Source organism: Mariprofundus sp. KV (genome assembly GCF_013387475.1).
In the GTDB taxonomy this organism is placed as follows: Bacteria; Pseudomonadota; Zetaproteobacteria; order Mariprofundales; family Mariprofundaceae; genus Mariprofundus.
Genome location: NZ_VWNB01000010.1, coordinates 104,083 through 129,285, shown reverse-complemented (window position 1 = coordinate 129,285; position 25,203 = coordinate 104,083). Strand labels below are relative to the sequence as shown.

Annotated in this window: 27 protein-coding genes and 1 tRNA gene; 12 read left to right on the top strand and 16 right to left on the bottom strand. The window is 51.4% G+C overall.

Annotated elements, in window-relative coordinates:
• Window positions 1-200: 200 nt before the first annotated feature.
• The 4 genes from F3F93_RS09665 to tpiA form a co-directional block, all read right to left on the bottom strand.
• Window positions 201-1,424 carry an integrase arm-type DNA-binding domain-containing protein gene (locus tag F3F93_RS09665; RefSeq protein WP_176958963.1) on the bottom strand — a complete coding sequence of 408 codons (1,224 nt, stop codon included), beginning with the start codon at window positions 1,422-1,424 and terminating at the stop codon, window positions 201-203.
• Window positions 1,425-1,614: 190 nt separating this feature from the next.
• Window positions 1,615-1,701, bottom strand: a tRNA-Leu gene (locus F3F93_RS09660).
• Window positions 1,702-1,735: 34 nt separating this feature from the next.
• The gene (gene secG / locus F3F93_RS09655; protein ID WP_176958962.1) at window positions 1,736-2,113 is read right to left on the bottom strand and encodes a preprotein translocase subunit SecG; all 378 of its coding nucleotides are present in this window, start codon (window positions 2,111-2,113) and stop codon (window positions 1,736-1,738) included.
• 15 nt (window positions 2,114-2,128) lie between these two features.
• Entirely contained in the window at window positions 2,129-2,878 is a 750-nt protein-coding gene (tpiA, locus tag F3F93_RS09650) for a triose-phosphate isomerase (RefSeq protein ID WP_176958961.1), read from the bottom strand.
• A 124-nt stretch (window positions 2,879-3,002) separates the two neighbouring features.
• Between tpiA and rsmA the strand changes: the two genes are divergently transcribed.
• Window positions 3,003-3,782 (top strand): 16S rRNA (adenine(1518)-N(6)/adenine(1519)-N(6))-dimethyltransferase RsmA, encoded by a 780-nt coding sequence (gene rsmA / locus F3F93_RS09645; RefSeq protein ID WP_176958960.1) that lies wholly within the window; start codon window positions 3,003-3,005, stop codon window positions 3,780-3,782.
• A 56-nt stretch (window positions 3,783-3,838) separates the two neighbouring features.
• On the opposite strand, the gene can is transcribed toward rsmA, so the two are convergent.
• From can to F3F93_RS09630, 3 genes are read right to left on the bottom strand one after another with little or no spacing between them, the layout of a single operon-like run.
• A complete protein-coding gene (can, locus tag F3F93_RS09640; RefSeq protein ID WP_176958959.1) occupies window positions 3,839-4,498 on the bottom strand; it encodes a carbonate dehydratase in 660 nt (219 codons plus the stop codon).
• Window positions 4,499-4,509: 11 nt separating this feature from the next.
• Window positions 4,510-4,767 (bottom strand): glutaredoxin 3, encoded by a 258-nt coding sequence (gene grxC, locus F3F93_RS09635; protein ID WP_176958958.1) that lies wholly within the window; start codon window positions 4,765-4,767, stop codon window positions 4,510-4,512.
• A gap of 9 nt (window positions 4,768-4,776) precedes the next feature.
• Window positions 4,777-5,532, bottom strand: coding sequence for a ComF family protein (locus F3F93_RS09630; protein ID WP_241697077.1), 756 nt, complete (start codon window positions 5,530-5,532; stop codon window positions 4,777-4,779).
• Between F3F93_RS09630 and F3F93_RS09625 the strand changes: the two genes are divergently transcribed.
• From F3F93_RS09625 to bioD, 4 genes are all read left to right on the top strand, one after another.
• Complete coding sequence (locus F3F93_RS09625; RefSeq protein ID WP_241697076.1) at window positions 5,531-6,682, top strand: 8-amino-7-oxononanoate synthase; 1,152 nt, start codon at window positions 5,531-5,533, stop codon at window positions 6,680-6,682. The two genes, F3F93_RS09630 and F3F93_RS09625, sit on opposite strands and share 2 nt — an antisense overlap.
• Window positions 6,679-7,410 carry an alpha/beta fold hydrolase gene (locus F3F93_RS09620; RefSeq protein WP_176958956.1) on the top strand — a complete coding sequence of 244 codons (732 nt, stop codon included), beginning with the start codon at window positions 6,679-6,681 and terminating at the stop codon, window positions 7,408-7,410. Before F3F93_RS09625 ends, F3F93_RS09620 begins: the two co-directional genes overlap by 4 nt.
• Window positions 7,392-8,303, top strand: coding sequence for a malonyl-ACP O-methyltransferase BioC (gene bioC / locus F3F93_RS09615; protein ID WP_194335030.1), 912 nt, complete (start codon window positions 7,392-7,394; stop codon window positions 8,301-8,303). Before F3F93_RS09620 ends, bioC begins: the two co-directional genes overlap by 19 nt.
• Window positions 8,304-8,468: 165 nt before the next feature.
• On the top strand, window positions 8,469-9,104 hold the full coding sequence (gene bioD / locus F3F93_RS09610) for a dethiobiotin synthase (RefSeq protein WP_176958955.1): 636 nt from the start codon (window positions 8,469-8,471) through the stop codon (window positions 9,102-9,104).
• Here bioD and F3F93_RS09605 read toward each other — a convergent pair.
• Window positions 9,101-9,691 carry an NUDIX domain-containing protein gene (locus F3F93_RS09605; protein WP_176958954.1) on the bottom strand — a complete coding sequence of 197 codons (591 nt, stop codon included), beginning with the start codon at window positions 9,689-9,691 and terminating at the stop codon, window positions 9,101-9,103. The genes bioD and F3F93_RS09605 overlap by 4 nt on opposite strands.
• A gap of 58 nt (window positions 9,692-9,749) precedes the next feature.
• On the opposite strand from F3F93_RS09605, the gene F3F93_RS09600 reads away from it, so the two are divergent.
• The 3 genes from F3F93_RS09600 to F3F93_RS09590 are packed head-to-tail and all read left to right on the top strand — an operon-like array spanning window position 9,750 to window position 13,525.
• Window positions 9,750-10,433 carry a heavy metal response regulator transcription factor gene (locus F3F93_RS09600; protein ID WP_176958953.1) on the top strand — a complete coding sequence of 228 codons (684 nt, stop codon included), beginning with the start codon at window positions 9,750-9,752 and terminating at the stop codon, window positions 10,431-10,433.
• A 33-nt stretch (window positions 10,434-10,466) separates the two neighbouring features.
• Window positions 10,467-11,951 (top strand): ATP-binding protein, encoded by a 1,485-nt coding sequence (locus F3F93_RS09595; RefSeq protein WP_176958952.1) that lies wholly within the window; start codon window positions 10,467-10,469, stop codon window positions 11,949-11,951.
• A gap of 38 nt (window positions 11,952-11,989) precedes the next feature.
• Window positions 11,990-13,525 (top strand): phospholipase D family protein, encoded by a 1,536-nt coding sequence (locus F3F93_RS09590; RefSeq protein ID WP_176958951.1) that lies wholly within the window; start codon window positions 11,990-11,992, stop codon window positions 13,523-13,525.
• A 72-nt stretch (window positions 13,526-13,597) separates the two neighbouring features.
• Here F3F93_RS09590 and F3F93_RS09585 read toward each other — a convergent pair whose 3' ends face one another.
• Entirely contained in the window at window positions 13,598-14,386 is a 789-nt protein-coding gene (locus F3F93_RS09585) for a DUF2145 domain-containing protein (RefSeq protein ID WP_176958950.1), read from the bottom strand.
• A gap of 28 nt (window positions 14,387-14,414) precedes the next feature.
• Window positions 14,415-14,738 carry a hypothetical protein gene (locus F3F93_RS09580; protein WP_176958949.1) on the bottom strand — a complete coding sequence of 108 codons (324 nt, stop codon included), beginning with the start codon at window positions 14,736-14,738 and terminating at the stop codon, window positions 14,415-14,417.
• A gap of 156 nt (window positions 14,739-14,894) precedes the next feature.
• Here F3F93_RS09580 and F3F93_RS09575 point away from each other — a divergent pair, with 156 nt between their 5' ends.
• Window positions 14,895-15,635 (top strand): helix-turn-helix transcriptional regulator, encoded by a 741-nt coding sequence (locus F3F93_RS09575; RefSeq protein ID WP_176958948.1) that lies wholly within the window; start codon window positions 14,895-14,897, stop codon window positions 15,633-15,635.
• Window positions 15,636-15,641: 6 nt separating this feature from the next.
• Here F3F93_RS09575 and purN read toward each other — a convergent pair whose 3' ends face one another.
• The 6 genes from purN to dnaA form a co-directional block, all read right to left on the bottom strand.
• A complete protein-coding gene (purN, locus tag F3F93_RS09570; protein WP_176958947.1) occupies window positions 15,642-16,256 on the bottom strand; it encodes a phosphoribosylglycinamide formyltransferase in 615 nt (204 codons plus the stop codon).
• Between the two features lie 14 nt (window positions 16,257-16,270).
• Window positions 16,271-17,323, bottom strand: a complete 1,053-nt coding sequence (gene purM, locus F3F93_RS09565) for a phosphoribosylformylglycinamidine cyclo-ligase (protein WP_176958946.1) — start codon at window positions 17,321-17,323, stop codon at window positions 16,271-16,273.
• A gap of 13 nt (window positions 17,324-17,336) precedes the next feature.
• Complete coding sequence (gene gyrB, locus F3F93_RS09560) at window positions 17,337-19,763, bottom strand: DNA topoisomerase (ATP-hydrolyzing) subunit B (RefSeq protein ID WP_176958945.1); 2,427 nt, start codon at window positions 19,761-19,763, stop codon at window positions 17,337-17,339.
• Window positions 19,760-20,893, bottom strand: coding sequence for a DNA replication and repair protein RecF (gene recF / locus F3F93_RS09555; protein ID WP_176958944.1), 1,134 nt, complete (start codon window positions 20,891-20,893; stop codon window positions 19,760-19,762). The genes gyrB and recF overlap by 4 nt, the downstream gene beginning before the upstream one ends.
• Before the next feature lie 7 nt (window positions 20,894-20,900).
• On the bottom strand, window positions 20,901-22,001 hold the full coding sequence (gene dnaN / locus F3F93_RS09550; protein WP_176958943.1) for a DNA polymerase III subunit beta: 1,101 nt from the start codon (window positions 21,999-22,001) through the stop codon (window positions 20,901-20,903).
• Window positions 22,002-22,978: 977 nt separating this feature from the next.
• On the bottom strand, window positions 22,979-24,310 hold the full coding sequence (gene dnaA, locus F3F93_RS09545; protein ID WP_176958942.1) for a chromosomal replication initiator protein DnaA: 1,332 nt from the start codon (window positions 24,308-24,310) through the stop codon (window positions 22,979-22,981).
• Window positions 24,311-24,456: 146 nt separating this feature from the next.
• Between dnaA and rpmH the strand changes: the two genes are divergently transcribed.
• Genes rpmH through yidD form a run of 3 tightly spaced genes read left to right on the top strand, consistent with a single transcriptional unit; the run spans window position 24,457 to window position 25,202 of the window.
• Window positions 24,457-24,591, top strand: coding sequence for a 50S ribosomal protein L34 (gene rpmH, locus F3F93_RS09540; RefSeq protein ID WP_176958941.1), 135 nt, complete (start codon window positions 24,457-24,459; stop codon window positions 24,589-24,591).
• Window positions 24,592-24,936, top strand: coding sequence for a ribonuclease P protein component (rnpA, locus tag F3F93_RS09535; RefSeq protein WP_347239244.1), 345 nt, complete (start codon window positions 24,592-24,594; stop codon window positions 24,934-24,936). It begins immediately after the preceding gene.
• Window positions 24,937-24,950: 14 nt separating this feature from the next.
• The gene (yidD, locus tag F3F93_RS09530; RefSeq protein WP_176958939.1) at window positions 24,951-25,202 is read left to right on the top strand and encodes a membrane protein insertion efficiency factor YidD; all 252 of its coding nucleotides are present in this window, start codon (window positions 24,951-24,953) and stop codon (window positions 25,200-25,202) included.
• The last annotated feature ends 1 nt before the right edge of the window (window position 25,203 follow it).

Genomic DNA, 25,203 nt, shown 5'->3' with positions numbered 1-25,203 from the left:
CGAACATCATGCACCGACGAGATTTTCTCGAACTGCTAATCGAGAAAGATCCTCCCGGAAAGCCAACATCAGCAGAAACTCATCGGCAAATGACGCTCATCCATGCTTAACCGGACAGCAGTGAACACTTTCATTGCTTTATAGTCGAATATCCCACTAATTTAAAGTCCATTCTAAAGATATTATTAGCACAGAATCATTCAACTGACAATTCTGTGAATAGGAATAATATTAGCTCCTTCTTTAAGAGCACCTAGGTAATCAGCCCATGACTGCATCATCTCTCTTCGCTCAGGAAGGTGCCTAGCGTGGTTGTAAGCGCCCTTTATAGCATTCCCCTCCTTATGGGCTAGCTGTCGCTCAATAACGTCGCTATTCCACCCCTGCTCATGCAGGAGGGTGGACGCCATCGCTCTGAAGCCATGGGCACATATCTCATCTTTTGTATAACCAATTCGCCGCAAGCAGGCATTAATCGTATTCTCACTCATTGGCCTGTGAACATTGCGAATAGAAGGAAATACAAATTTCCCTGAGCCCGTGTATTCATGTACCTCTTGAAATATGGCCACTGCCTGCCTAGAGAGTGGGACAATATGCTCAACTCTCATCTTCATCTTCTGAGCTGGAATGCGCCATTCACACCGATCCAAATCGATCTCACTCCATTCGGCCTTTCGGAGTTCACCGGGCCTTAGAAAAACATAGGGGGTCAGCCTTAAAGCGCACTTCACCACAAAAGTGCCTTCAAATGACTCTATCGCCCTGAGTAGTTCTCCCACTTTTTTGGAATCAGTAATCGTTGCCCTGTGTGTACTCACTAAAGGCTCCAATGCTCCCTTCAAGTCCCTAGAGGGATCACTCTTGATGAGGCCAGTTGCTATAGCGTATCGAAATATCTGGCCGCATAACATTTTCAGTCGGTGTACTGTCTCAATCTTTCCATATGATTCCACACGCCGTAAAACTCCTAAGACATCTGGCGCCTCGATTTCAGCTATCTTCATGGATCCCAACCAGGGAAACACATGCTTTTCCAAGCGACTCTCTACGCTTCTGGCATATCCAGAGCTCCAATTCACACGGTTCTTTTTGACGAGCTCTCTCGCAACCATCTCAAAGGTTGAAGCATTATGTTCTGTTGCTGCCTGTCTTTTAGCTTTCTTTTTTGCCTGTGATGGATCGATATTCTTATCAAGCAATTTGTGTGCATCTGATCTTCTCTTCCTGGCCTCTTTTAGAGTGACCGTTGGATAAACGCCAAGAGAAAGTGTTTTTTGCTTGCCTGCAAAGCGATAGTTCATCCTCCAATATTTTCCAGATCCGCTCACATGCAAATACATGCCACTGCCATCAGATAATTTAACCTGTTTTTTTCCTTCTGGAACACTTGCAGCCTTTACTTTTGCATCTGACAGAGCCATCGCCATACCTCCACAGCTGTTGGTATTTTTATGTGGTTTTATTATACAGCAAAAACATACCAACATAAATACCAACAAATTGTTGGTACTTCTTGAAACGGCCCTGGACAACATGGGAGGGTGTTTAAACGAAAAGAGCCTGCAAACACTAGGTTTGCAGGCTCTTATGGAACCCCTTTGGATTCCTTGTTGGTACCGGGGACTGGACTCGAACCAGCATGGATTTTACTCCACAGCGACCTCAACGCTGCGTGTCTACCAATTTCACCACCCCGGCATTTCAGGATCATTAGATGACCCCGAAAAACTAGTTATTCTGCTGTTGGAAGTCCATCTGCAGGTGTAGCAGGATTGCTCTTCAACTTGGATGGATCAAAACCACCCGTCAGCGGCTGTGATTGGGCAGGAGCCTCAACCGGAATTTCATCAACAATCGTCTGTTCAACCACTGAACCTACCTGCTGCTGGGAGAAGAAGGCCAGCGTCAGGCTGGTCACCATAAATGCTGCTGCCAGACCGCCTGTCATCTTACCCAGAAATGAGCCGGAACCACGACTGCCAAACAGGGTCTGTGCCCCGCCGCCACCAAAAGAGGCGCCGATATCTGCACCCTGACCGCGCTGAACCAGGATCGTTCCGATCAGCAGCAGTGCAATCAGCACATGAATAATAATAAGAACTGTAGTCATCTGTTCTTTGTCTCCTTAGCTCGCTGCTTTCGCTGCGGCCTGTACAATCGCCATAAACGAGTCCGCCTTCAGACTCGCGCCACCCACCAGCGCACCTTCCACGCCAGGGCAGCTCATCAACTCTTCCGCGTTACCCGGATTCACACTGCCACCATAAAGCACGCGACAATCATGACCCAGACGCTGCAGCTCTGCATGTACAAAAGCATGCGTTTCAGTCACCTGCTCAACGGATGCTGTCAAACCTGTACCAATCGCCCATACCGGCTCATAGGCAACTGTCAGTGGTGCACTTTTCGGTGCGCCTTTGAGCACAGCAAGCTGCTCTGCCAGTACAGTGTTGGTCACGCCCTTCTCGCGCTGCTCCAGTGTTTCACCGATGCAGAGGATCGGCTCAAGGCCATGCAGCCAGGAGGCGTTCATCTTCGAACGAATCTGGGCATTGCTCTCACCAATAATACTGCGACGCTCTGAGTGACCGAGAATCACATAATGACAACCGGCATCACGCAACATCATCGGACAGATCGAGCCGGTAAATGCACCCTTGTCTTCATAATATACGTTCTGCGCACCCAGTGCGATACCCATCTCAGCCAGGCGATCCGACATCGAATGCAACAGCGTGAATGGCGGCATCAAACCTACTTCAATATGATCCGGGGCAGGGTTGCTACCAAACGCATCCATAAAATCTTTCGCTTCCTGCAGCAGTCCGTTCATCTTCCAGTTGCCTGCAATCAACTTGCGCTTTTCATTGCTCATGTTAGACCTCCCAGAATAGAACCAACGGCTCGAAAACGGTCGCGGATTCTAGGAAGCTGGCCATATAAGGCAAGGGAAAATCGGAAGTACTATGAAAGCCTGCAATATTGGCTACGCTTGCCCCATGACAGAGAGCCCCTCACAACATGCCAAAAAGTCGCTCGGCCAGCACTTCCTGCGCGACCATAATGCCATTCGCCGCATCGCCACCGCCATCCCTGAAGGGGCTGTGGCCATTGAGATCGGGCCCGGGCCCGGAGCCATCACCGAATCACTGCTGGCCCGTGTCGGCAGACTGACTGTTATTGAGATGGATAACCGTTTTGCCGCCCACTGGCAGAACGAGGCAGAGAGTAATCCACGGCTCTCGGTCATTCACGGGGATGTACTGCAGGAGCTGGACGGGGCTGTCACCGCCATTCACCCTGAATGGATTGCCGGCAATCTCCCTTACAATATCAGTGGCCCGCTGACTGCTAAACTGGCCGGTTTCAATCTCTCCGGCGGCATGGTGTTGATGTATCAGCGCGAAGTGGCTGAACGCATCGCTGCAGGGCCCGGCAGCAAGGTGTATGGCGGACTCTCCGTACTGGTACGCCACTATTATGATGTAAAACGGCTGCTGACGCTGCCCCCCGGTGCATTTGTGCCGCCACCCAAGGTCCATTCAGCAGTGATCCTGATGACACCGCACGGAAAAACACCGGCCTGCAGTTATGAGCTTCTGCAGAAAACAGTACGTCAGGGATTTGCCCATCGCCGTAAGACCATCAATAATAATTTCAGGGGCGAACTGAGTGCGGAAGATTTTGAGGCCATTGCGATTGACCCGCGCAAGCGACCTGAACAGCTCGATTATGATGCCTGGGTAAGAATCGCAATCGCTCTGTCAAACAAGGGATAGATCAATCCGGACAAGATTGAACAGGCGCATGTAAGCGCATGTTCATATAATAAATATCAGCTGGCAGCGGGCCAGGCGCTGGTTTCGGTACCGGTCACACGATAGAGCGGTGCCACATCTTCAGGTGTACTTTTAGTCACTCTCAGATCGTGCAGCAGCCCATCTTTGACGCTATAGATCCAGCCATGTACAGAGAGAGGGCTGCCACGCTCCCAGGCATTCTGCACAATACGGGTATGACAGATATTATCCACCTGGCGAATCACATTCAGCTCGCACAAGCGATCCATGCGTTTGCTCTCCGGCAACAGCTGCAGATCATCGTGATGCAACACATAGGTATCACGAATGCTGCGAATCCAGTTATCGACAATGCCGTGGTGCTGGCCAGCCATCGCCGCGCGAACGCCGCCACAGTCGTAGTGGCCGGTAATAACAATATGTTTAACGCCAAGCACATCCACCGCATATTGCGCAGCAGAGAGGCAATTCAGATCGGTATGGTGAACCTGATTGGCCACATTGCGGTGCACAAACACCTGCCCCGGCTCAAGACCGGTGATCTCGTTGGCAGGTACACGGCTATCGGAACAGCCGATCCAGAAGAAGTCCGGATTCTGGATTGCCGCCAGACGATTGAAAAATTCCGAGTTCTGTTCCTGGCATTTGCGAGACCACTCGCGGTTATTTTGTAACAGTTTTTCAGGGCTGCACATCTATACCTGCCTTAACCTGCCAGCATGGGGTCCAGTTCACCCCGGCTATCCAGCGCATAGAGGTCATCGCAACCACCAATATGCTTTCCGTTAATAAAAATCTGCGGAATGCTGCGGGCTCCGCCTGAGCGCTCTACCATCGCGGCCTGACGCGCCAGATCGCGTTGCACATCATATTCGACAAACTCCACACCTTTATTTTTCAACAGATTTTTAGCCCGAACACAGTAGGGGCAGTAGTCGCCCGAATATATTTCAACGTTTGCCATGGTGAAAACCTATCCTCTGTTTAAAGTTCGCGCCAGCGACAGCACCTTCACATCCCTTTTCAGCGGCTTTGCCGCCCTGGCCGCAAAGTTCAATGTTGAACCTGTGGTCAGTATATCATCGACAATCCAGATTGTGGAAGCATCGGCCAGTGATGCCCGGAAGTCAGCAGCCAATGCAAAAGCCCTGCGCAGGTTTTTTCTTCGGGCCACACCTGAGAGTGCCGACTGGCGTGGCTGCTCTCCAACCCTGCGCAGCAGCTGCCAATCCCAGCCACAGCCAACGCCGGCAGACAGCCAGCGACAGAGATCTGCGCTATGATGCACACCACTTTTACGCATGCGTGAAAGCGGCATCGGCACAGGAAGCAGAAGATCATCGGCGTTAATCAACTCCTTTATACGGGGCATGGCCGCATCAAGCAGCCAGCGCACACCCGCATCCTGCCCCTGCAATTTCCAGTTTAAAATCGCATCGCGAACCGGTCCCTTGTAAGCGTAGAGGCTCATCGTCGCTGCCTGTGCAGGAGGCCTTGTCAGGCAGTGGCCACACGGCCCCGGTGCCATGGCTTCGGGCAATGCTGAGCCGCAACGGCTGCAAACTGAACGTGGCCAGATCGCGGTTTTTTCAAAGCAAGCATGGCAACAAACATGGCTGAGCATGCCACCTTCATTCAGCGGCTGCTGGCAGAACAGGCATGCCGATGGAAACAGCAGCCTGCGTGCGCCGTTAACCAGATCAAAGCCTTTGGTTGACAGTCTCTTCATGCCTACCAGCATGCCGGACATGCCCGATTCGCGCAATTGGTTTGCAGAGACCCCCGCCACCCGCCGCCGACGCCTGACCGCGTCGCGCCGTCAGGGCATGTTGATCCATCTCGATGGTGAGCAGCTGATCAACTTTGCCAGCAACGATTATCTCGGACTCAGCTTTCATCCCGCTGTCTGCATGGGTGCCAAAGGGGCGCTTGATGAAGCGGTCGGTAGTGGCGCTTCCCGCCTGGTCTCCGGTGATGATCCGATGCTGCACCGTCTTGAGCAGAAGCTGGCTGCCTGGAAAGGTTATGAGGCCTGCCTGATCCTCGGCTCGGGTATGCTGGCCAATATCGGCCTTATTCAGGCACTGGCGGATCGGCATACACATGTTTTTTCTGACAAGTTGAATCACGCATCACTGGTCGATGGGGTGCGCCTCTGCGGCGCAAAATCGCATCGCTACAACCATCTGGAGACCATACAGCTGCAGAAACTGCTGGAGAAACATCCGGCAGAGCGCCGCATCATTGTCTCGGATGGTATCTTCAGCATGGATGGTGATTCTGCCGATGCTGCGGCCCTGCTTGGCCTTGCCCAAGCGCACGACACCCTGCTGCTGATTGATGATGCCCACGGCATCGGCTGCATGGGCCCTGAGGGCAGAGGCATCACAGCAGAACATAACATCTCCGGCCACCCGCGCCTGATCGAAGTCGGCACCTTCGGCAAAGCCTTCGGCTCATACGGTGCATTCATCCTCGGCACCGCTGAACTGATTGAGGGATTAAGGCAGCGGCAACGTACCCTGATCTACTCCACCGCCCTGCCGGTTGCCATGATTGCAGCGGCAGAGACTGCACTGGCGCTGATTCAGCGCGGAGAGCAGCTACAGCAACTCAGAGAGAATCTGGCACTGTTCAAAGCGCAGACAGAGGAGCTCGGCTTTATGGCTTCCGACAGCCCGATTCAGCCACTGATTGTCGGCTCCGATGAGCAGGCGCTGCAGCTGGCTGCAGCGCTGCGCGATACCGGCTTCTTTGTGCCGGCTATTCGCCCGCCAACAGTTCCCGAGGGTACTGCGCGTCTGCGTTTCACCATCACGGCAGCCCATAGCAGTGAGCAGATCGAACAACTAACCGCACGCCTGCGAGAACTTCTATGAGCCAGAAACCTCTCGTTTTCCTGCATGGCTGGGCGCAATCACGTCAGATCTGGTGCAACCAGTTTGAGCCTTTCAGTGATGCACTGTTTCTCAATCTTCCGGGTCATGGCAGCGCAGCCGATCTCCCGGCAGACGAATGGGTTGATGCCATTGTGGCACAACTGCCCGACGAACCATGTCATCTGGTCGGCTGGTCTCTCGGCGGCATGGTGGCCATGCAGATCGCTGCAATTCATCCCGAACGGGTGGCTGCTCTTATGCTTGTATCCACGACGCCACGCTTCAGGGCTTCTGAGGCCTGGCCGCACGGCAATAGCGATGACGTCTTCAACGGTTTCAGAGAAGCGGTTGAGTCGGGCTCTCCCAAAGCACTCAACCGCTTTTTTGCACTGATGCTGCACGGTGACGCTTTAAGCCGAAGTGATTATAACCGGCTGGCCAAAACTGCTGTCGATCGCAGTAACCCGGTCAGTGCCACAGGCATGCAGGGTGGCCTTGAACGGCTGCAACAGCTGGATCTGTGTCCGCTCACTAATGCGATCAAGCAGCCCACGCTGATTGTGCACGGTGAAACTGATGCAGTCGTACCGGTGGCCGCTGGCCGCTGGCTGGCAGAACAGATCAGTCACAGTGAATCACACATTTTCCCGGATTGCGGTCATGCGCCCTTTCTTACCCGGCCCGACACATTTAACGAACTCGTTCAAACATGGTGGTCAGAACAGTGAAAAACATCCATATCCATAGTAATCAGGTCAAGCGCTCCTTCTCCGCAGCTTCAGATAGTTATGACGAACATGCCGTTCTGCAGCGTGAGATCGGCGACCGACTGCTTGGACACCTTAATTTCACCAAAATTGATCCCAAACGCATTCTCGATATCGGTTGCGGCACCGGTTATTTCACGCGCCTGCTACGCGGCAAATACAAGAAGGCTGAGATCACCGCCTTTGATCTCTCTGAATCGATGGTTGCCACCACCCGCAAAGCACACGCGCGCAGGCTGCCGTGGCACGGCCGTCATCTGCACGCCTCAGGTAACGCAGCATCACTGCCATTTAAAAGCGGATCATTCGATCTGGTCTGCTCCAATCTGGCCATGCAGTGGGTGCCGGAACCTGATCAGATGCTGGCAGAGATGCGCCGTGTACTGGCTCCGGGTGGCCTGATCCTCTTCTCCACCTTTGGCCGCCGCACCCTCTCCGAGCTACGCCAGTCACTGGCCGAGATCGATCCGGGCAATGCCGGGCTGGTTCTGCCATTCCCCGATGTCATGAGTCTGGGTGATGCGATATCAAAACTTGCCGTTGAGATGCCGGTTACCGATGCAGACCTCTTCACGCTCACCTATCCCGACACCGTTTCTCTGGTGCGTGAACTAAAAGGCCTCGGAGCCTCCGCCTCTGCCATCCGTGGTCGCAAAAGCGGCCTCTATGGTCGTGCGCTGATCCGAAAACTTGAGACCCAGTATTCTGAACGCTACCGCGGCGAAGATGGCCGCATTCGCGCCACCTTTGAAGCACTCTATGCCCAGGCCTGGTACAAGGAGGAGGGTTTTGAGCATCGTGATGGTGTGATTCCGATCAAGGTGGAAGGGGATCTAAGAATCGATGGCATCTAAAACCAATTTCACCGCAAAGGTCGCAAAGGGCCGCAATGGTATTTTTATTGGCAGAGGCTCTGAAATCAGCAACAGCGCATGCATTTACCTTCAGGCAGACCAATACATGCTTTGCCTTTCCTTTGCGTTCCTTCGCGCCCTTTGCGGTGAAGAACTGTCTGTCGCATGCTGATCTTTATTACTGCCACCGACACCGATGCCGGCAAAACCTGGGTAACCGCATCGGTCATCCGAGCCATGCTGAGCGATGGAAAAAGTGCCAAGGCTCTGAAACCGATCGCCTGCGGTCTGGATGAAGCTGGTCGCAACGAGGATATCGATGCCCTGCTATCCGCCCAAAGCCTGAGCGATGCCGATCAGATCTCACTCTATCGCTACGCGCTTCCTGCAGCCCCTTCGCAGGCAGCCGCGGCAGAAGATCAGGTTGTTGATACAGAAAAGCTGGTGCAGTGGTGCAAAGCGCAATCAGAAAACGTTGATACCTGCCTGATCGAAGGGGTGGGTGGTCTGATGGTCCCAATCACCGACAGCTGGTTAGTAAATGACTGGATCGATGCAACCCCTGATGCCGAAGTATGGCTGGTGGTAGGCTGCAAACTCGGAGCCATCAATCAAACGTTATTAACACTGGAAAAACTAAAACAGATGGGGCGCTCACCGACCCGCATCTTCTTCAACGCCACCAAACCAGAGTTCAACGACTGGATCACCCCAACCAGAAAAGCAGTTGAACCGTTCCTTAATCAGGGTTGCACCATTCACTGCCTCGAGTTTGAGGAAGCTGTTCTCCTTACCGATTAACCATCCCCTTCACTAACAACACCTTTGCAGCCGAAGGCGAGAAGCAGGGCGAGCATCGGGGCACCTGAGGCTATTTTTCCCTCATCGAGCATAGCCAGTGCCTCTTCACGTTTGACCCAGAAGCTGCGGATATCCTCATGCTCAGCATCGCAACCACCGCCATCACTGACCGGGCTGTTTTTATCAACCAGTCCGAGAAAGAGATCGATGCGTTCGGAGCAGGCGCCGGGAGTGGTGTAGTAACGGCCAAGAAAGCGGGTGTTATAGGGGATAAAACCGGCCTCCTCCTCAGACTCGCGAATCACGGCCTGTTCAGCGTTTTCGCCTGCATCGATAATGCCTGCAACAATCTCAAGCAACCATGGGTTATCACTACGTACTGCGGGACCGATCCGGAACTGCTCCAGCAGCAGCACCTCATCGGCATCGGGATCATAAAGCAGCATCGCTGCCGCATCACCGCGCTCCATATTTTCACGCACAATCTCAAGGCTTCCGCCATCGAAACGGTCGTGTTCTACAGTGTATCTGTCCATGGCAAAAAAGCCCTGATAGGGACGCTCTTTATGTTTTATTTTATAATCCATGGCACGACTCCGTTTCAAGACTTCACGCATCATACAATTAAATGCTACAGTAAGCCGCATGAAGATTCTGGTAGTTGAAGACGAAGAGCGCGTTGCCCACTTCATTCAGAAAGGTCTGAAGGAGGAGGGGCACGCCGTAGATGTTTCCTATGACGGTGAGGATGGTGAATTCCTCGCTGAAGTGAACGATTATGACCTGATCATTCTTGATCTGATGCTGCCCAAGAAAAACGGTATCGTGGTCTGTCGTGAACTGCGTGCCAGCGGAGTGGCAACACCTGTATTGATGCTGACAGCACGAGACTCTGTCGAAGATAAGGTGCGCGGTCTCGATGCCGGTGCTGATGATTACCTGCCTAAACCGTTCGCCTTTGAAGAGCTTCTGGCTCGTGTACGTGCACTGCTGCGCAGGCAATCCGATAGTAAATCGCCGGTGCTTAAAATGGCAGATCTGGAGCTTGATCCGATCAGCCGTCGTGTCTCCCGTAGTGGTAAAGCGATTCGTCTTACCACCAAAGAGTATGCACTGCTTGAATACCTGATGCGTAATCCGGACAAGGTGCTGTCGCGCACCCTGATCGGCGAGCATGTATGGGATATGAACTTCGACCCGGAGAGCAACGTGATTGACGTGTATGTCAGTCATCTGCGTGCCAAGATCGATAAAGGCTTTGAACCGGCTCTTCTGCACACCCTGCGCGGCCAGGGCTACCTGCTCAGCGACGACTCTCCACCAGTTTAAGCGGAGTCTGCTCTGACGCTTAACCCTCTGGCATTGATTAACTGGATTCGCTCCAACCTCTTCCGCACCTTTCGCGGCAGGCTGGCGCTGCTCTATATCACACTGGAGCTCGGCATTCTTATCTTTGCCGCCGGTGTGCTCTATGCTGCCCTCTCCAACCGCGTCTACTATGAGGTGGATGAGCAGTTGGTCAGTCAGGCGACCTCTCTCTCCAATGAGCTGGAGAGCTCCCCCTTCTATTTCTGGTCGGGTCACCTGAGCAGCTTTGCCAACCACTATCCCGGTGCCATCCAGCTGATCGGTGCCAACGGACTGATTCTTTTCCGCTCTGATCGCTCCCTGATCGATAAAGGTGGCAACGATGTCAGTCGCGCACTCGGCCACGCCTTCCGCGCCGGTGCACCCGCCTTTGCCTCAACCGAATCACTACTGGATAAGGGTAATATCCGTGTGATCGCCTTCCCGATTCATCGTGACGGCCGCGTGGTTGCCACGCTGATGCTGGGTCACAGTACCGGTGATATCCGCTCGGTCTTTAACCTGCTCTACCTGCTCGGTGGTATTCTGGGTGCGATCTCCATTGTCATCAGTGCTGCTGCCGGTTACTACATGGCCAAGCGGGCACTGGAACCGATTCAGGAGATCACATCCACGGCGCGTGGTGTGGCAGCCGGTGACCTCTCCCGACGTCTGAAATCCAAATCACAGGATAAAGAGATCCGCGTACTGGTGCGCGTGCTGAACAAGATGTTCGCCGATCTGGAGGCAAGCTTTCAGGGCCAGAAACGGTTTACCGCTGACGCCTCGCATGAGCTGCGCCTGCCACTGACTATTCTTAAAGGTGAGATCGAAGTGGCGCTGAGGCATCCGCGTAGTGAAGAGGAGTATCAGCAGATTCTGCGCCAGCAGCTTGGCACCATTGATCGCATTCAGCGTATTGTGAATGACCTGCTCACGCTGGCCCGCTCTGATGCCGGTCAGCTTGAGATGGTACAGACCCCGGTTGATCTCTCACTGCTGCTACAGGAGGTGGGACAACAGCACCTGATCCTCTTTGATGGCCAGAATGTTATGCTCGATATGGATATTGAAGATGATATGGAGATCATCGGTGAGGCAAGCCAGCTTGAGCGAACCATGATGAACCTGCTCTCTAACGCCTTTAAGCATGCACCAGAGCACTCTGCCATCCACCTGACTGCCCGAACAGCCAATGGCTCGGCAATCATCACCGTGCGTGATGAGGGGCCCGGCATTGCCGAAGAGCAGCAAAGCCGCCTGTTTGACCGTTTCTTCCGCGCTGATGATGCCCGCTGTCGCAAAGATGGCGAGGGTGCAGGCCTTGGTCTGGCGATCTGTAAACGCATCGTTGAAGCCCATGCCGGTAAAATCAAAGTACAGAGCACACCGGGTGAGGGGGCCAGCTTCATCATCCGCCTGCCTCTGGCCGGTGTTGATCACGGTCACCTCAAACGCATCGACAATATCCTCATCGATCCTGAAAACGAAAAAGCGTGAAATGCTTACTCTCTAAAGTTGTGAATAGCTTGAGAAACATGACTCATACCAGAGGGTTCACTTTCAGGCCCGCCTATTACTTAACAGCTATTGTTATTCTATCACTGCTAATCACTCCAAGGTTTACTTTTGCAGACAGTTCTCCTGGTCTAATTTCCCTCGATAACTTTTATCAACAATCCAAGCTCCACCCGAAGCAAACCGCGGTTTATGTTTTGGAGTATGGCGAAGAGTCACTATTAGCCCGCGCCTGGTTGGCAGATCACGCGAAAAAAAGTATTGATGTTCAATACTTTATCTGGAGCAGTGATAATATTGGAATATTGGCTGCTGAAGCGCTATTGAGAGCTGCAGAGCGTGGGGTAAAAGTACGCGTTATTGTTGATGACCTTCTCATTGATGCGCCTGATGAAACGCTATTAGCTCTGGCAAAACATCCTAATATCGAAATTGAAATCTATAATCCTAAACACTCTGTTGGCACACCTTTCCACACCCGTCTTATTAATATGTTCACCGATTTCCGAGGTTTTAATCAGCGCATGCACGACAAGGTGATGGTGGTGGACGACATCGTCGCCATTACTGGTGGCCGCAACATGGAGGACAAATACTTCGACTACAGCCATGAATACATCTATCGCGACCGCGATGTACTCCTTCTTGGTCAGGCGGCTATTGATATCCAGCAGAGCTTTGAACGCTTTTGGTCTTCCCTCATCACGGTACCCACCGAAGACCTTTACGATGGACTCGGCATCATGCAGAGGCATGTCGAGGTGGATGACCCGACCATTCAGCGCATCTATACAGAGCTGCACGAATACGCCCGCAACCCCGAGAACTTTGAGCCCGAGGTGCGCCGGGCGATTAAAGACCTCCCCGGCAGGTTCTCTCGATTGAACAATGCATTTGTCTGGTGTGATGTGAAAGTGATCAATGATATACCGGGCAAGAACGAAAACAGCTTCTCACTTGGCGGCGGAAGCCGCATGGCCAGTGAACTTGCAGCACTGGTACGTGAGGCAGAAGAGCAGCTGATCATCCAGTCTCCCTACCTGATCCTAACCAGCGAGGCGAAGGCCCTGTTCAGGGAGCTTATCAAACGCGGGGTAAAGATCCGCATCCACACCAACTCGCTCGCCTCCAGCGACAACATGCAGGCATTCAGCGGTTACCGTAACCAGCGTAAGGCGCTGCTGAAGATGGGTATCGAGATCTACGAGTTCCGGCCGGATGCGGCCAATCAAAAAACCCTGATGCGCCGCTACAATCAGGTCCCCGATCCAATGCCCACCTTTTCGCTACATGCGAAAACTGTGGTGATTGATTCAAGCAAACTCTTCATCGGCACTTTCAACCTCGACCCGCGATCGGTGAATCTCAACACCGAAACCGGTGTTATTATCGAGAATCAAGAACTGGCGAAACAGGTCGAAGCCGCCATCGTTGAAGACTTGCTTCCCGAAAATAGCTGGGATGCCAGCAGGGACGACCCAGACAGTCACACAACAGCCACCAAGCGCGGCAAAGCCTTCTTCTGGCAACTGATGCCGATCAAACCGATTTTATAAAACCCTAGCCGCCTGAACCAAACAGGCCCCGCAAAATACTGCAGGGCCTGTCACAACAATTACACCTTCGAATTACTGTGTAATAACCAGCTTTTCCTGTACCAGGTCATACTTATCAAGGTAACTGGCAATCGTTGTATAGGTAGAAGTCTTGATTCCGCCTTTCTGATCTGAAGTCTTAACATCAGGCATAAAAAGCGAACCTGCCAGCAGCTTGAAAGGAGAGATATGAACCTTCTGAGCATCAAAGTATGCCTTGGTGTTCCCCTTAATTACCTGCATATCGTCAGTTTGATAAATCGCCGCATTGATTACATCCAGAGTATGTTCCGTACAGTTCTGGTATTTACTGTTGTACGGGTTAGCGATCACAGAGTAATTCGAATTATGAAGTGATCTATGTCTGTTTGATGCAATCACCTGCAAAATTCGTTGCTGAAGTTCAGGAGTTGGAATCACTATACCTGCCTTCAGCTCGTAAACACCGGAAAAGAAGTCGATAGGGTAGTCGACAACCAGATCACTGACATCCGGCTCCTTATCCCGCTGATACAGATTATATATCGCGTAGCCGGGAACCTCTCGACCATCAGCGGTTTTTATTCTCGAATAAACACCTATTGCCGTATGGGTGAAGTGAATACCTTCCGGCAGTTCACTTGCAGGACGACCAACTCGTGCGAGAATGAATACCCTGGCCCCTTTTGATGCCACTGTTTTCTCGACCTTCTTGGAAAATTCGATGATCTCTTCCGCCGCAAACTGCGGTTCCGCATTGGCACCGCTTCCAGCTTCCGCTGTTGCGGCCATACCGAGAACCATCATCGCTACTGTCATTCCGTGAATAAGTTTTCTTTTCATATCTATACTCCTTTCCTGGTTCTTCCGGTTATCGAATCGCACGATCTGGCGATGGACCGACAGTGATTGCCTCATCCGAGATCTCGAGTGGTTCACCAATGGGTTTGTTTGCCGCCTTCAGGAGGGCATTACCCGCTTGTGCGCTGACCGCGCCGACTGCACCCACTGCCACCAATGGCACTGCTACGGCAGCCGAGGTAAGTTTTGCCGAACCGACTGCACTATGACCGGCAGCCAAAGCCGAATGGCCTACGGCCTTACCTGAATGTTGAGCACTTCCCTGAGCCATGGCCTGCTGGCTGAATAACATTGCGATTACCATTGCACCTACGATTGCCATTTTCTTTTTCATATTGATCTCCTTGTTTTTTCGTTTTGCAGACGGCATTTCCGCCTGACAGGAAACAGTGTGGAACAAGGAATACTTTTATGGTACTTATTGGGATGACATGGAAATATACTCACCCTATAGTATATCTTTATTATACTTATTAGAATCGGAGCGTTTATGGACAATACAAAAGCAGCCATTGATACGCTTAAACGCGCACTCAAGCTCAATGGGTTAACTTATGCTGATGCCGCAAGGCACCTCAACCTCAGCGAGGCCAGCGTGAAAAAGATGTTCTCCACCCAAAATATCACCCTTAAACGTATCAATGCACTTTGCGAAATGATGCATCTCGATTTTATCGATCTGGTACGCCTGTTTGATGAGAGCCGTGAAAGGATCTCTCATCTACAGCCTGAGCAAGAGCAGGAGCTCGTTCGCAACAGCAAACTTCTGATTGTGGCCCTCTGCGCTCGCAATCATTGGCACTTTGATGAGATCGTCGAACAGTTCGATATATCAAAAAAGGAGTGCTATCAGATGATCTCAAGACTTGAGGGGCTGCGCCTTCTGGAGTTACATCCGGGTAACCGAATCCGCTTACTGGTCGCAGAGAACTTTCGCTGGCTCCCCAATGGCCCGATTGAGCGCACTTTCAAAAAGAAACTGATGAATGAATTTCTGCAGTCTGAGTTTGATCAGAGCGGTGAACTGCGCCTCTATCTTCATGGCCCCCTGACTCCAGGGGCAAGGGAGACCCTATTCAGACGCCTTACCGCTTTATCTCACGAGTTCGGAGAACTACTTAAAGAGAGTGCTACACGGCCAATTTCTGAACGCAATAATGTCGGTCTTCTACTTGGAATGAGGGAGTGGGAACCCTATTTCTTCTCTACTCACAGAAGAGAATCGGCATAGGTATATTTAAGTAGACCAGATGACGCGGCGGCCTTCGATGGTGAAGCCCTCTTCAACCATGCGTTTGAGGGTAGCCGGATAGATAATATGCTCTTCGCGCTGAATGCGGGCGTGCAGGGTCTCACGCGTATCATCATCAAGTACCGGTACAATTGCCTGCGCCAGGATCGGGCCTCCGTCCAACACCTCATCAACAAGGTGAACGGTGCAGCCGGAAGCTTTTACACCATACTCCAGTGCATCCTCAACAGCCTTTGCACCGGCAAAGGCTGGCAGGATGGAGGGGTGAATATTGATAATACGGCCACGAAAACGGCGTACAAATGCGGAGGAGAGGATGCGCATATAACCGGCCAGTACAATCCACTGGCATCCGTGCTTGTCCAACAGATCTGCACACTGGGCATCATACTGCTCACGATTCTCATAATCTTTCGGGTTCACATGAATGACATGCGGAACACCCGCCTGGCGGGCAATATCCAGCGCTTTGGCATCAGCTTTGTCACAAATCACCAGCCGCACATCAACCGGACAGTGCCCTGCAGCTACGGCATCGAGGATTACCTTGAGATTGGTGCCGCGACCTGAGGCCATCACCGCAATTGATTTGGAGGTCATCGGTTTAACTTTATTCAGCCGATCAGGGTGACCGGTTCACCATCACGTTTATGAACGCTACCCATGCGGTAGGTAGTTTCACCGGCATCTTTCAATACTGCCTCGACCTTCTCGACTTCGGATTCAGGCAGAATCACGGCGAAACCGATACCCATATTGAAGGTGCGGTAGCGCTCATCACGCTCCACATCGGCAAAGTTCAGAAGATATTCAAATGCCGGTGGCACAGGCCATGCGCCGACATCAATGGTGACAGCCAGATCATCTGTTAGCAGACGCTCAAAGTTATCGAACATGCCGCCACCGGTGATGTGTGAAAAACCGTGCACCTCTGCACCGGACTTCATCAGCGTGTTTACAGCAGGTACATAAAGGCGGGTAGGGGATAGAACTCCCTCTACAGCCTTGCGACCATCAGAGAGGGTATCGTTATTCAGATCAGCTCCGCCCAGCTCAAGCAGCTTACGAACCATTGAGAAACCGTTGGAGTGGGGTCCGTCTGAGGCAAGTCCGATAATAACGTCGCCAGCGGCAATCTTGCTGCCATCCACCATCTTCGGACGATCTACAACACCCACGCAGAAACCACCGATATCGTAGTGACCCGGTGCATACATACCCGGCATCTCAGCCGTTTCACCACCGATCAGCGAGCATTCGCAGGTGTTACACGCATCAGCAATGCCTTCAACCACACCGGCCAGTGTTTCACCGGCCAGTTTTCCGGTTGCCAGATAGTCGAGGAAGAAGAGCGGGGTAGCACCGAGTGCCGCCAGATCATTCACACACATCGCCACCGCATCAATACCGGCTACATGAGGCCTGTCAAACTCCTGCAATAGCAGCAGTTTGGTGCCTACACCATCGGTACCCGATACCAGCACCGGCTCTTCCATGTCGGAAAAATCGGGCTTGAACAGGCCGCCAAAACCACCCAGCCCGGAGAGAACCTCCGGACGCATGGTGCTGTTAACCGCTTTTTTGATGCGGCCAACAAAGGCGTTGCCGGCATCGATATCTACACCACAATCGGCATAGCTAAGTTTACTCTTGTCTGTAGCACTCACTTTTCAGCTTCCCTTAAACGTCCAGATTTTTCACTTTCAGCGCATTGTCCTGAATGAATTTACGGCGTGGTTCAACCGCATCACCCATCAGCGTGGAGAAGGTCTCGTCTGCATTGACGACATCTTCCAGTGTAACGCGTTTGAAAACGCGATTCTTCGGATCCATGGTGGTCTCCCACAGCTGCTCGGGATCCATCTCACCCAATCCTTTATAGCGCTGGATATTCAAACCCTTGCGCCCTTCAGACTCAATCGTTGCGGCGAGATCATCGAAATGGCTAACACTCCAGCTCTTATCACCATGGGAGATGTATGCCCCCTCATCCACCAGATTCTGAACCGATGCGCACAACTTCTGTGCTTCGGCAAATTCTGCAGTACCAACAAGATCTTTATCCAGTCTGGAGATCATCACACGACCATGGTCACGACGCTGGAACTGAACCCAGAAACTGCCATCCAGTTCATCTTCATGAATCTTGTAGCTCAGCGTCTCATCCACACGTGAAGCCTGCTTGAATGCCCAGTCCAGCGCATTCATACGCTCTTCAAGCCCTTCCTTGTGACGCATCATCTTCACGGTTGTATCACCGCTCTCTATGAGGAACTTCAGCACCTTCGGATCGATACGTTGAGAGAGTCTGGCCTGCAATCCCTGCAGACGGTGGATACTGCGCACAGCTGTCTGCAAGCGCTCTCCGCTCATCGCTTTGCCTTTGGAGCTGCTAAAGTACTCTTTACCTTCAGAACCATGCTCCAGCAGGAATTCGAACAGCTCATTGTCATTGGCGATATAACGCGCTTTTTTACCACGTGTAACCCGGTAGAGCGGTGGCTGGGCAATATAGAGGTGACCGCGCTCAATCACTTCCGGCATCTGACGATAGAAGAAGGTGAGCAGCAGGGTGAGAATGTGCGCACCATCCACATCCGCATCGGTCATGATCACAACTTTATGGTAACGCAGCTTGGAGATATCAAAATCATCCTTGCCGATGCCGGTACCCAGCGCAGTAATCATGGTGCCGATCTCCTGAGAGGAGAGCATCTTATCAAAACGCGCCTTCTCCACATTCAGGATTTTACCCTTCAGCGGCAGGATTGCCTGCGCCTTACGATCACGACCCTGCTTGGCAGATCCACCTGCGGAATCTCCCTCCACCAGGTAAATTTCGGAAAGGGCGGGATCTTTCTCCTGACAATCAGCCAGTTTGCCCGGCAGGCTTGAGATATCCAATGCACCTTTACGGCGGGTAAGATCGCGCGCTTTGCGTGCCGCATCACGGGCAGTCGCTGCTTCGGTTACCTTGCCGACAATGCGTTTGGCCTCTTGCGGATTCTCTTCGAACCACTCAGCCAGCTTCTCATTCACAATACTCTCAACAATCGGCTTCACTTCGGAGGAGACCAGTTTGTCTTTGGTCTGCGATGAGAATTTCGGATCCGGAACCTTCACTGAGAGTACAGCGGTCAATCCTTCGCGGCAATCTTCACCGGTCAGGCTCAGTTTCAGTTTTTTAGCCAAACCACTGCTGGTTGCATAGTTATTGATGGTACGGGTCAATGCACCGCGCAGACCTGCCAGATGGCTGCCGCCGTCACGCTGCGGAATGTTATTGGTAAAACAGAAGACATGCTCCTGATAGGAGTCGGTCCACTGCATCGAGAGTTCGACAGTTACATCATCCTTCTCAGTACACATAGCAACGCAATCACTATGCAGCGGGGTACGGGTACGGTTGAGATGTTTCACAAATGCTGAGATGCCACCTTCGTATTCAAATACCACTTTGTTATCAGTGCGTTCATCGATCACCTCGATATGCACGCCACTGTTGAGGAAGGAGAGTTCACGCAGACGGGTTGAGAGAATATCAAACGACATATTGCGATGGGAGAAGGTTTCAAGGCTTGGCAGGAAACGTACCTCTGTACCTGTTCCTTTGGCATCACCGATCACCTTCAACGGCTCTACCGGTACACCCATCTCATATTTCTGATAGTGCACATGACCTTCACGGCGAACCACCAGTTCCAGTGTTTCCGATAGTGCGTTCACTACCGAGATGCCCACACCATGCAGACCACCGGAAACCTTATAGGAGTTACTATCGAATTTACCGCCGGCATGCAGCACGGTCATAATCACTTCTGCAGCTGAAATCTGCTCTTCCTCGTGCATGGCAACCGGAATACCACGTCCATTATCGCGTACCGTTACCGAATCGTCGGAGTGAATGATGACTTCGATTTTATCGCAATAGCCAGCCAGCGCTTCATCGATAGAGTTATCTACCGCCTCGAACACCATATGATGCAGGCCGGTTCCATCATCGGTATCACCGATATACATGCCCGGACGTTTACGCACCGCATCAAGTCCCTTAAGGACCTTGATACTATCCGCACCATATTCTTCCTGTTCCTGAGAAGCAGTCATGCAGCTTCCTCCATTACTTCTGTTGTATCATCAAGCATCGAAACCATCGAGCTGGTAGCACTGTCACACAATCCCTGTGCATTTAATACCTGAATTCTAATATTCAGACCGGATATGATCGTCACACCCTCCGGGGCAGTCATCAACACCTGAGCTGAACTCTCTTGCAGACGCATAAGCAGACGCAGTTGGCGTGTACGATCCAGGGCTTCCAGACAATCATCCAGCAATAATACCGGAATCAACTTACGATATCGGGTCCAGAGTCCGCATTCTGCCATCTTTATAGCAATGGCCGCCAGTTTTTGCTGGCCCCGTGAACCGGCACTGCGTATTTCGCGCTGCTGAAAGTGGATATTCACCACATCGCAGTGCGGGCCAAAGCGCAGACCGCCACTGCGCAGATCTTCGCTCCGTTTCTCTTTCAGGCGTGACTTCCATGCCTGCTGATCATAGTCGGGCATGGTTACAGAGATGATCAGTGGGTGTTCCGTGAGCGGGATCTCCTGCTCAAGCAACTCATTCAACATCGCAACCATCTTCTCTCTGGCCTGAACAATCGGTTGCCCGTATTTCACAATCTGCTCTTCCCAGACATCAAGTTCATCTGATGAGGCCCGGCGCCTTAACAGCCGGCCCCGCTGCATCACCGCCCGCAGATATCGCTCATAATAGATGCCCATATTCTGGAAGCAGGCGATAATCAGGCTATCCAGCCAGCGCCTTCTCTCACCCGGTGCGCCATCAATAATCTTTCGCCCCTGTGGTGCATCCACGAGAACCGGAAAACTTTCACTGATATCCTTGCGACGCTGAACATCACGACCCTGCAGGCGAAGTGTGATCTGACCACGGCGGCCTGCGACTGAGAGATTCATCGGTCCGTAGCGATGCCACTGACCATGAATGAAAAATCGCTCAGCATCCCGTTTCACCAGCACCGGATCACGGGCCTGACGAAAGGAGCGCCCGAAGGCCATCAGATAAACCGCTTCCAGCAGGGTGGTTTTACCACTGCCGTTGGCACCGATAATCAGATTCAGACCGGGATCACAGTGCCAGGTTATCTCATCATGACAGCGCAGCTGCCTGACTTTGACTTCACGTATGGAGAGGGGCGTTGCAGACAACTGTCGTTCAGATCCTCATCGGCATAATAACATAGCGCGATCCCTCATCGTCATCACCACGCACCAGTACCGGAGAGAGCTCATCTTTAAGCTCAATGCGTACTGCTGAAGAGCGAATGGCACCCAACGTATCCCTGAGGTAGCGACCATTAAAACCGATAGCGACCTCCTGACCGTTGTAATCAGTCGAGATATGCTCTTCCGCCTCTTCCTGCTCGGTATTGTGTGCAGAGATATCAATGCCCTTCTCTTTGAAGGTGAGTCGAACATCGTGGGTAAACTCATTGGCTACAATCATGCTGCGGCGCAGCACCTGATCAAATTCACCCTTGGCGACAATCGCCTGTGCAGGGTTATTCACAGGAATCACATCCTGATAGACCGGGAAACGGGCATCGATCAGTTTTGAGGTGAGAATGTTGGAGTCAGCCACCAGACGAATCTGACGCTCACCCAGAAACAGTTCGATCTGTCCCTGACACTCATCACAGAGCTTTTTGATCTCCATCACCGCTTTGCGCGGTACTATGCATTTTACAGCCTCGGTCTGTTGCTGAAGACGAACCTCAGAGAGCGCCAGTCTGTGACCATCGGTGGTGACCAGTCTGAGCATATGCTCACTATCTACCTCAAACAGGCTACCGGTTAGATATTTACGGGTCTCATCTGTGGACATGGCAAAGGCAGTAGCTGCAACCATATCGGAAAGTGTTGAACCGGAGAGGGTGATGGCGCTGCCACCCTGCTCCTCTTTTAATGCCGGATATTCACCAGCGGCAAGCGAGGCCAAACGAAAACGGGAACGACCACTGCGAATCGATACAAAGGTCTCACCACTCTCAAGGGTTACATCCTGATCAGCATCAAGCTCTTTGATGATATCAAACAGTTTTCTCGCTGATACAGTGATCGAACCCTCTTTGCTAACGGTGGCCGGTGCCTGAGAACGGATACCAACTTCAAGATCGGTAGCGGTAATATGCAACGTATCGTTTTCTGCCTGCAGTAAAATATTGGCAAGAATCGGGATGGTGTGGCGTTTTTCTACAATGCTCTGACAACGCTGCACTGCCTGCAACAAAGATGCTCTGGACAATGTGATGTTCATATCTACTACCTAATCCCCTTTATATTTATAAAAACTCATAGTCATCATAGGTGCTGTGAGTATTGTGAATAAACCCCACTTATCCATTGTTCACATGGCTTTTTAGCATCTCCGGTCTGTGTGTGAATCCAGGAGAGAGAGTGAACAGGATGTGGATAATTAATCATGCTCAGTCGCATCAGTTCGGTCAATCACTTTATACTCAAACTATCCACAATATATGCGCGGAGAGACTCACACCTTATCACTCAAAAGAGAAGTGTTGTTCCTCTCTACTACGAAGAGACCGCATCATCATTTTAGCAGGGTACACTTTAAATGAATGTTTCCGGAGAGAACCAGGTGTTTGGCTCATCCGGTTAAAGCGTATTAAGAGCGAGTAGATGGCTTAAAGAGTAGCTCAATACTTTCAATTTGATTGCCATTATTTTTTTACCCCATTCAGATGGATATGCATGGTTTCTCATTGATCTGGGATTCTTTACATACTTTTGTTTCTACTGAATAAAAGTATGCTGGAATATTCCTGTAAGGTTGTTGCCTTTATTACTTGTTACCCTTTTATTTTAATAAAGATTCATAGTCATCATAGGTGCTGTGAGTAGTGTGAGTAAGCATAGAATACCTATTCAGCTATTGGCTTTAACTGCTCTTTGAACTGTGTGTGAATAATGGAGAGCTTGTGAACAGGATGTGGATAAACTCCGATTGGTATCAGGGTGGTGGTCAGGTATCGGCTTATGCTCAATCTATCCACAGGCTATATGGGGATAGGCTAACACCTTTCTGGAGGGGGGAATGATTTACCTGTTGTGTGAATAAATATTTCTAAAGTCATTTAATAACGGTTAGTTACAAGTCTTAACAAGATAGGCATGGGTGATAATGAGAAATAGATCCCATATCAAACATTAACCGGTTTTTGATTGCTCCAGTGTGACAGAAAAGGCTTTTTGATAAGAGGCCTGGAGAGCTATTTACTGTTTGAGCAGGGCCATAATCCGCCCCATCTCTTCATCAAAATCTTCCGACTCTTTGCGTTTTGCATCAATCTTTCGTACCGCATAGAGAACGGTTGTATGATCTTTACCACCAAAATGACCACCGATCTCTGGCAACGAAAGGGTGGTCAGCTCTTTTGTGGCATACATCGCAATCTGGCGCGGGAATGCAATGGTGCGACTGCGTTTACTTGAGGACATCTCACGTATATTAATATTAAAGTAGGAGGCGACCTTCTTCTGAATATCCTCTACAGAGATTGCGCGAACCTCTTCATGCAGCAGATCACGCAGTACATGACGGGCAAATGCGATATCAATGGTGCGACCGGTCAAAGTTGCATGGGCAGTAAGACGGGTCAGTGCACCTTCAAGTTCACGCACGTTATTTTTAATACGTGATGCCAGCAGATGGCCAACATCTTTATCAAGATGAACACCTGCCAACTCCGCTTTACTGGATAAAATTGCCAAACGTGTCTCAAGATCGGGCGGTTGAATATCGGCAACCAGACCCCAGTTGAAACGGGAGCGCAGACGCTCCATCAGGTTAGTCAGATCGCGCGGGCTACGGTCAGAGGTAAGAATAATCTGCTTTTTTACCTCATACAGCGCATTGAAGGTGTGGAAAAACTCCTCCTGCGTACGATCCTTGCCGGCAATAAACTGGATATCATCAATGATCAGTACATCCACCTGACGGTACTGATTTCTAAAAGCATCAGTTGAACCATTACGAATGGCCTGGATCAGCTCATTGGTGAAACGCTCACCTGTGCGGTAGGCGATGCGGGTGTGATCCTTACTCAACAGCTCATTGGCCACGGCATTGATCAGATGTGTTTTACCAAGGCCTACACCACCATAGAGGTAGAGCGGGTTATAGATGGCACCGGGTTTATCAGCCACGGCACGGCAGGCGGCATGGCAGAACTCATTGCCGGAACCGACAACAAAATTCTCAAAGGTGAAACGCGGATCGATATAACCATCAACGTTGGACTGCCTGCTTTCAACTTCCGCCTCTTCTTTCTGCACCTCTGCCGCTGCTGCCAGTTTGGCATCGACCTCATAGAGGATGTTGATGTGATCGCCGATCATAATATGAGCCAGTTCGCTAAGCCGTTTGCCGTAGCTGGCTTTCAGGCCATCAAGAAAAAATCGGTTGGCAACCTTGATGGTTAAATCCCCATCATTGTAGTGGGCGGTTAACGGCCGAATCCACGCATCAAAACGGGATGCAGGGATCTCATCCATCAGTGCATCCTTGATACGGTGCCAGTAAGATTCATCAAAGGTGGTTGTCATTGGCAGAATAGTACATGCTTGCCCAGCTTCATCCACTCTATAGATGAGTCGCGATCATTCCTTGACACTATTGTGATGCAATTTATCATGCGCGACCCTTTTTAAGCGACTGCTTATCAAGTTGATCAGGTATCAGGAGATTTACCATGAGCTTTACATATAAGCCAAGCCGTATCCGCCGCGCACGCCGTCATGGTTTCCGTGCACGCATGGCAACCAAAGCTGGACGTACGATCATTAACCGTCGTCGTGCTAAAGGTCGTAAGGACCTGACAGTATAAATCGGTCTGAACCAGCACTTCCCCAAAACAGGGCGATTACGCTCAAAATCTGATTTCGCCGCCATGCGAAAAGGCAGGCGAATCAGTGCAGGGGGAGTACGGCTGGTCTATCGTTTTAACGGTTCCGGCATTTCCCGTCTGGGGCTTGCTGTTTCAAGGAAATATGGCAACGCTGTTGCAAGGAACCGTTTAAAACGCCAGCTGCGTGAGCATTTTCGTTGCGGCAGTTATGATTCACTGGGTATTGATGTTCTGGTGATACCGGTTGTGAATGTAGATAGAATGGTGGATCCAGCACATGACTTTTCTCAAGCTCTGCTCAAGATTCGTCAGCCGTATCAGTGACAGGTTTTGTCGTGATGCGTAAACTGATTCTGCTGCCTGTCCGTTTTTATCAGTTGTTCATTTCGCCTGTGATGCCTTCGCACTGCAGGCATTACCCCACCTGTTCATATTACACAATCGAGGCCGTGCAGCGCCATGGCGTGTTGCGCGGTATTTGGCTTGGCACGAAACGTCTGTTACGTTGCCATCCGTTTTCAAAAGGCGGGTTCGATCCGGTGCCGGAAGTTGAGGCAACCAGGTCTCTAAAAGTTTTGAGGGAGAAATAAT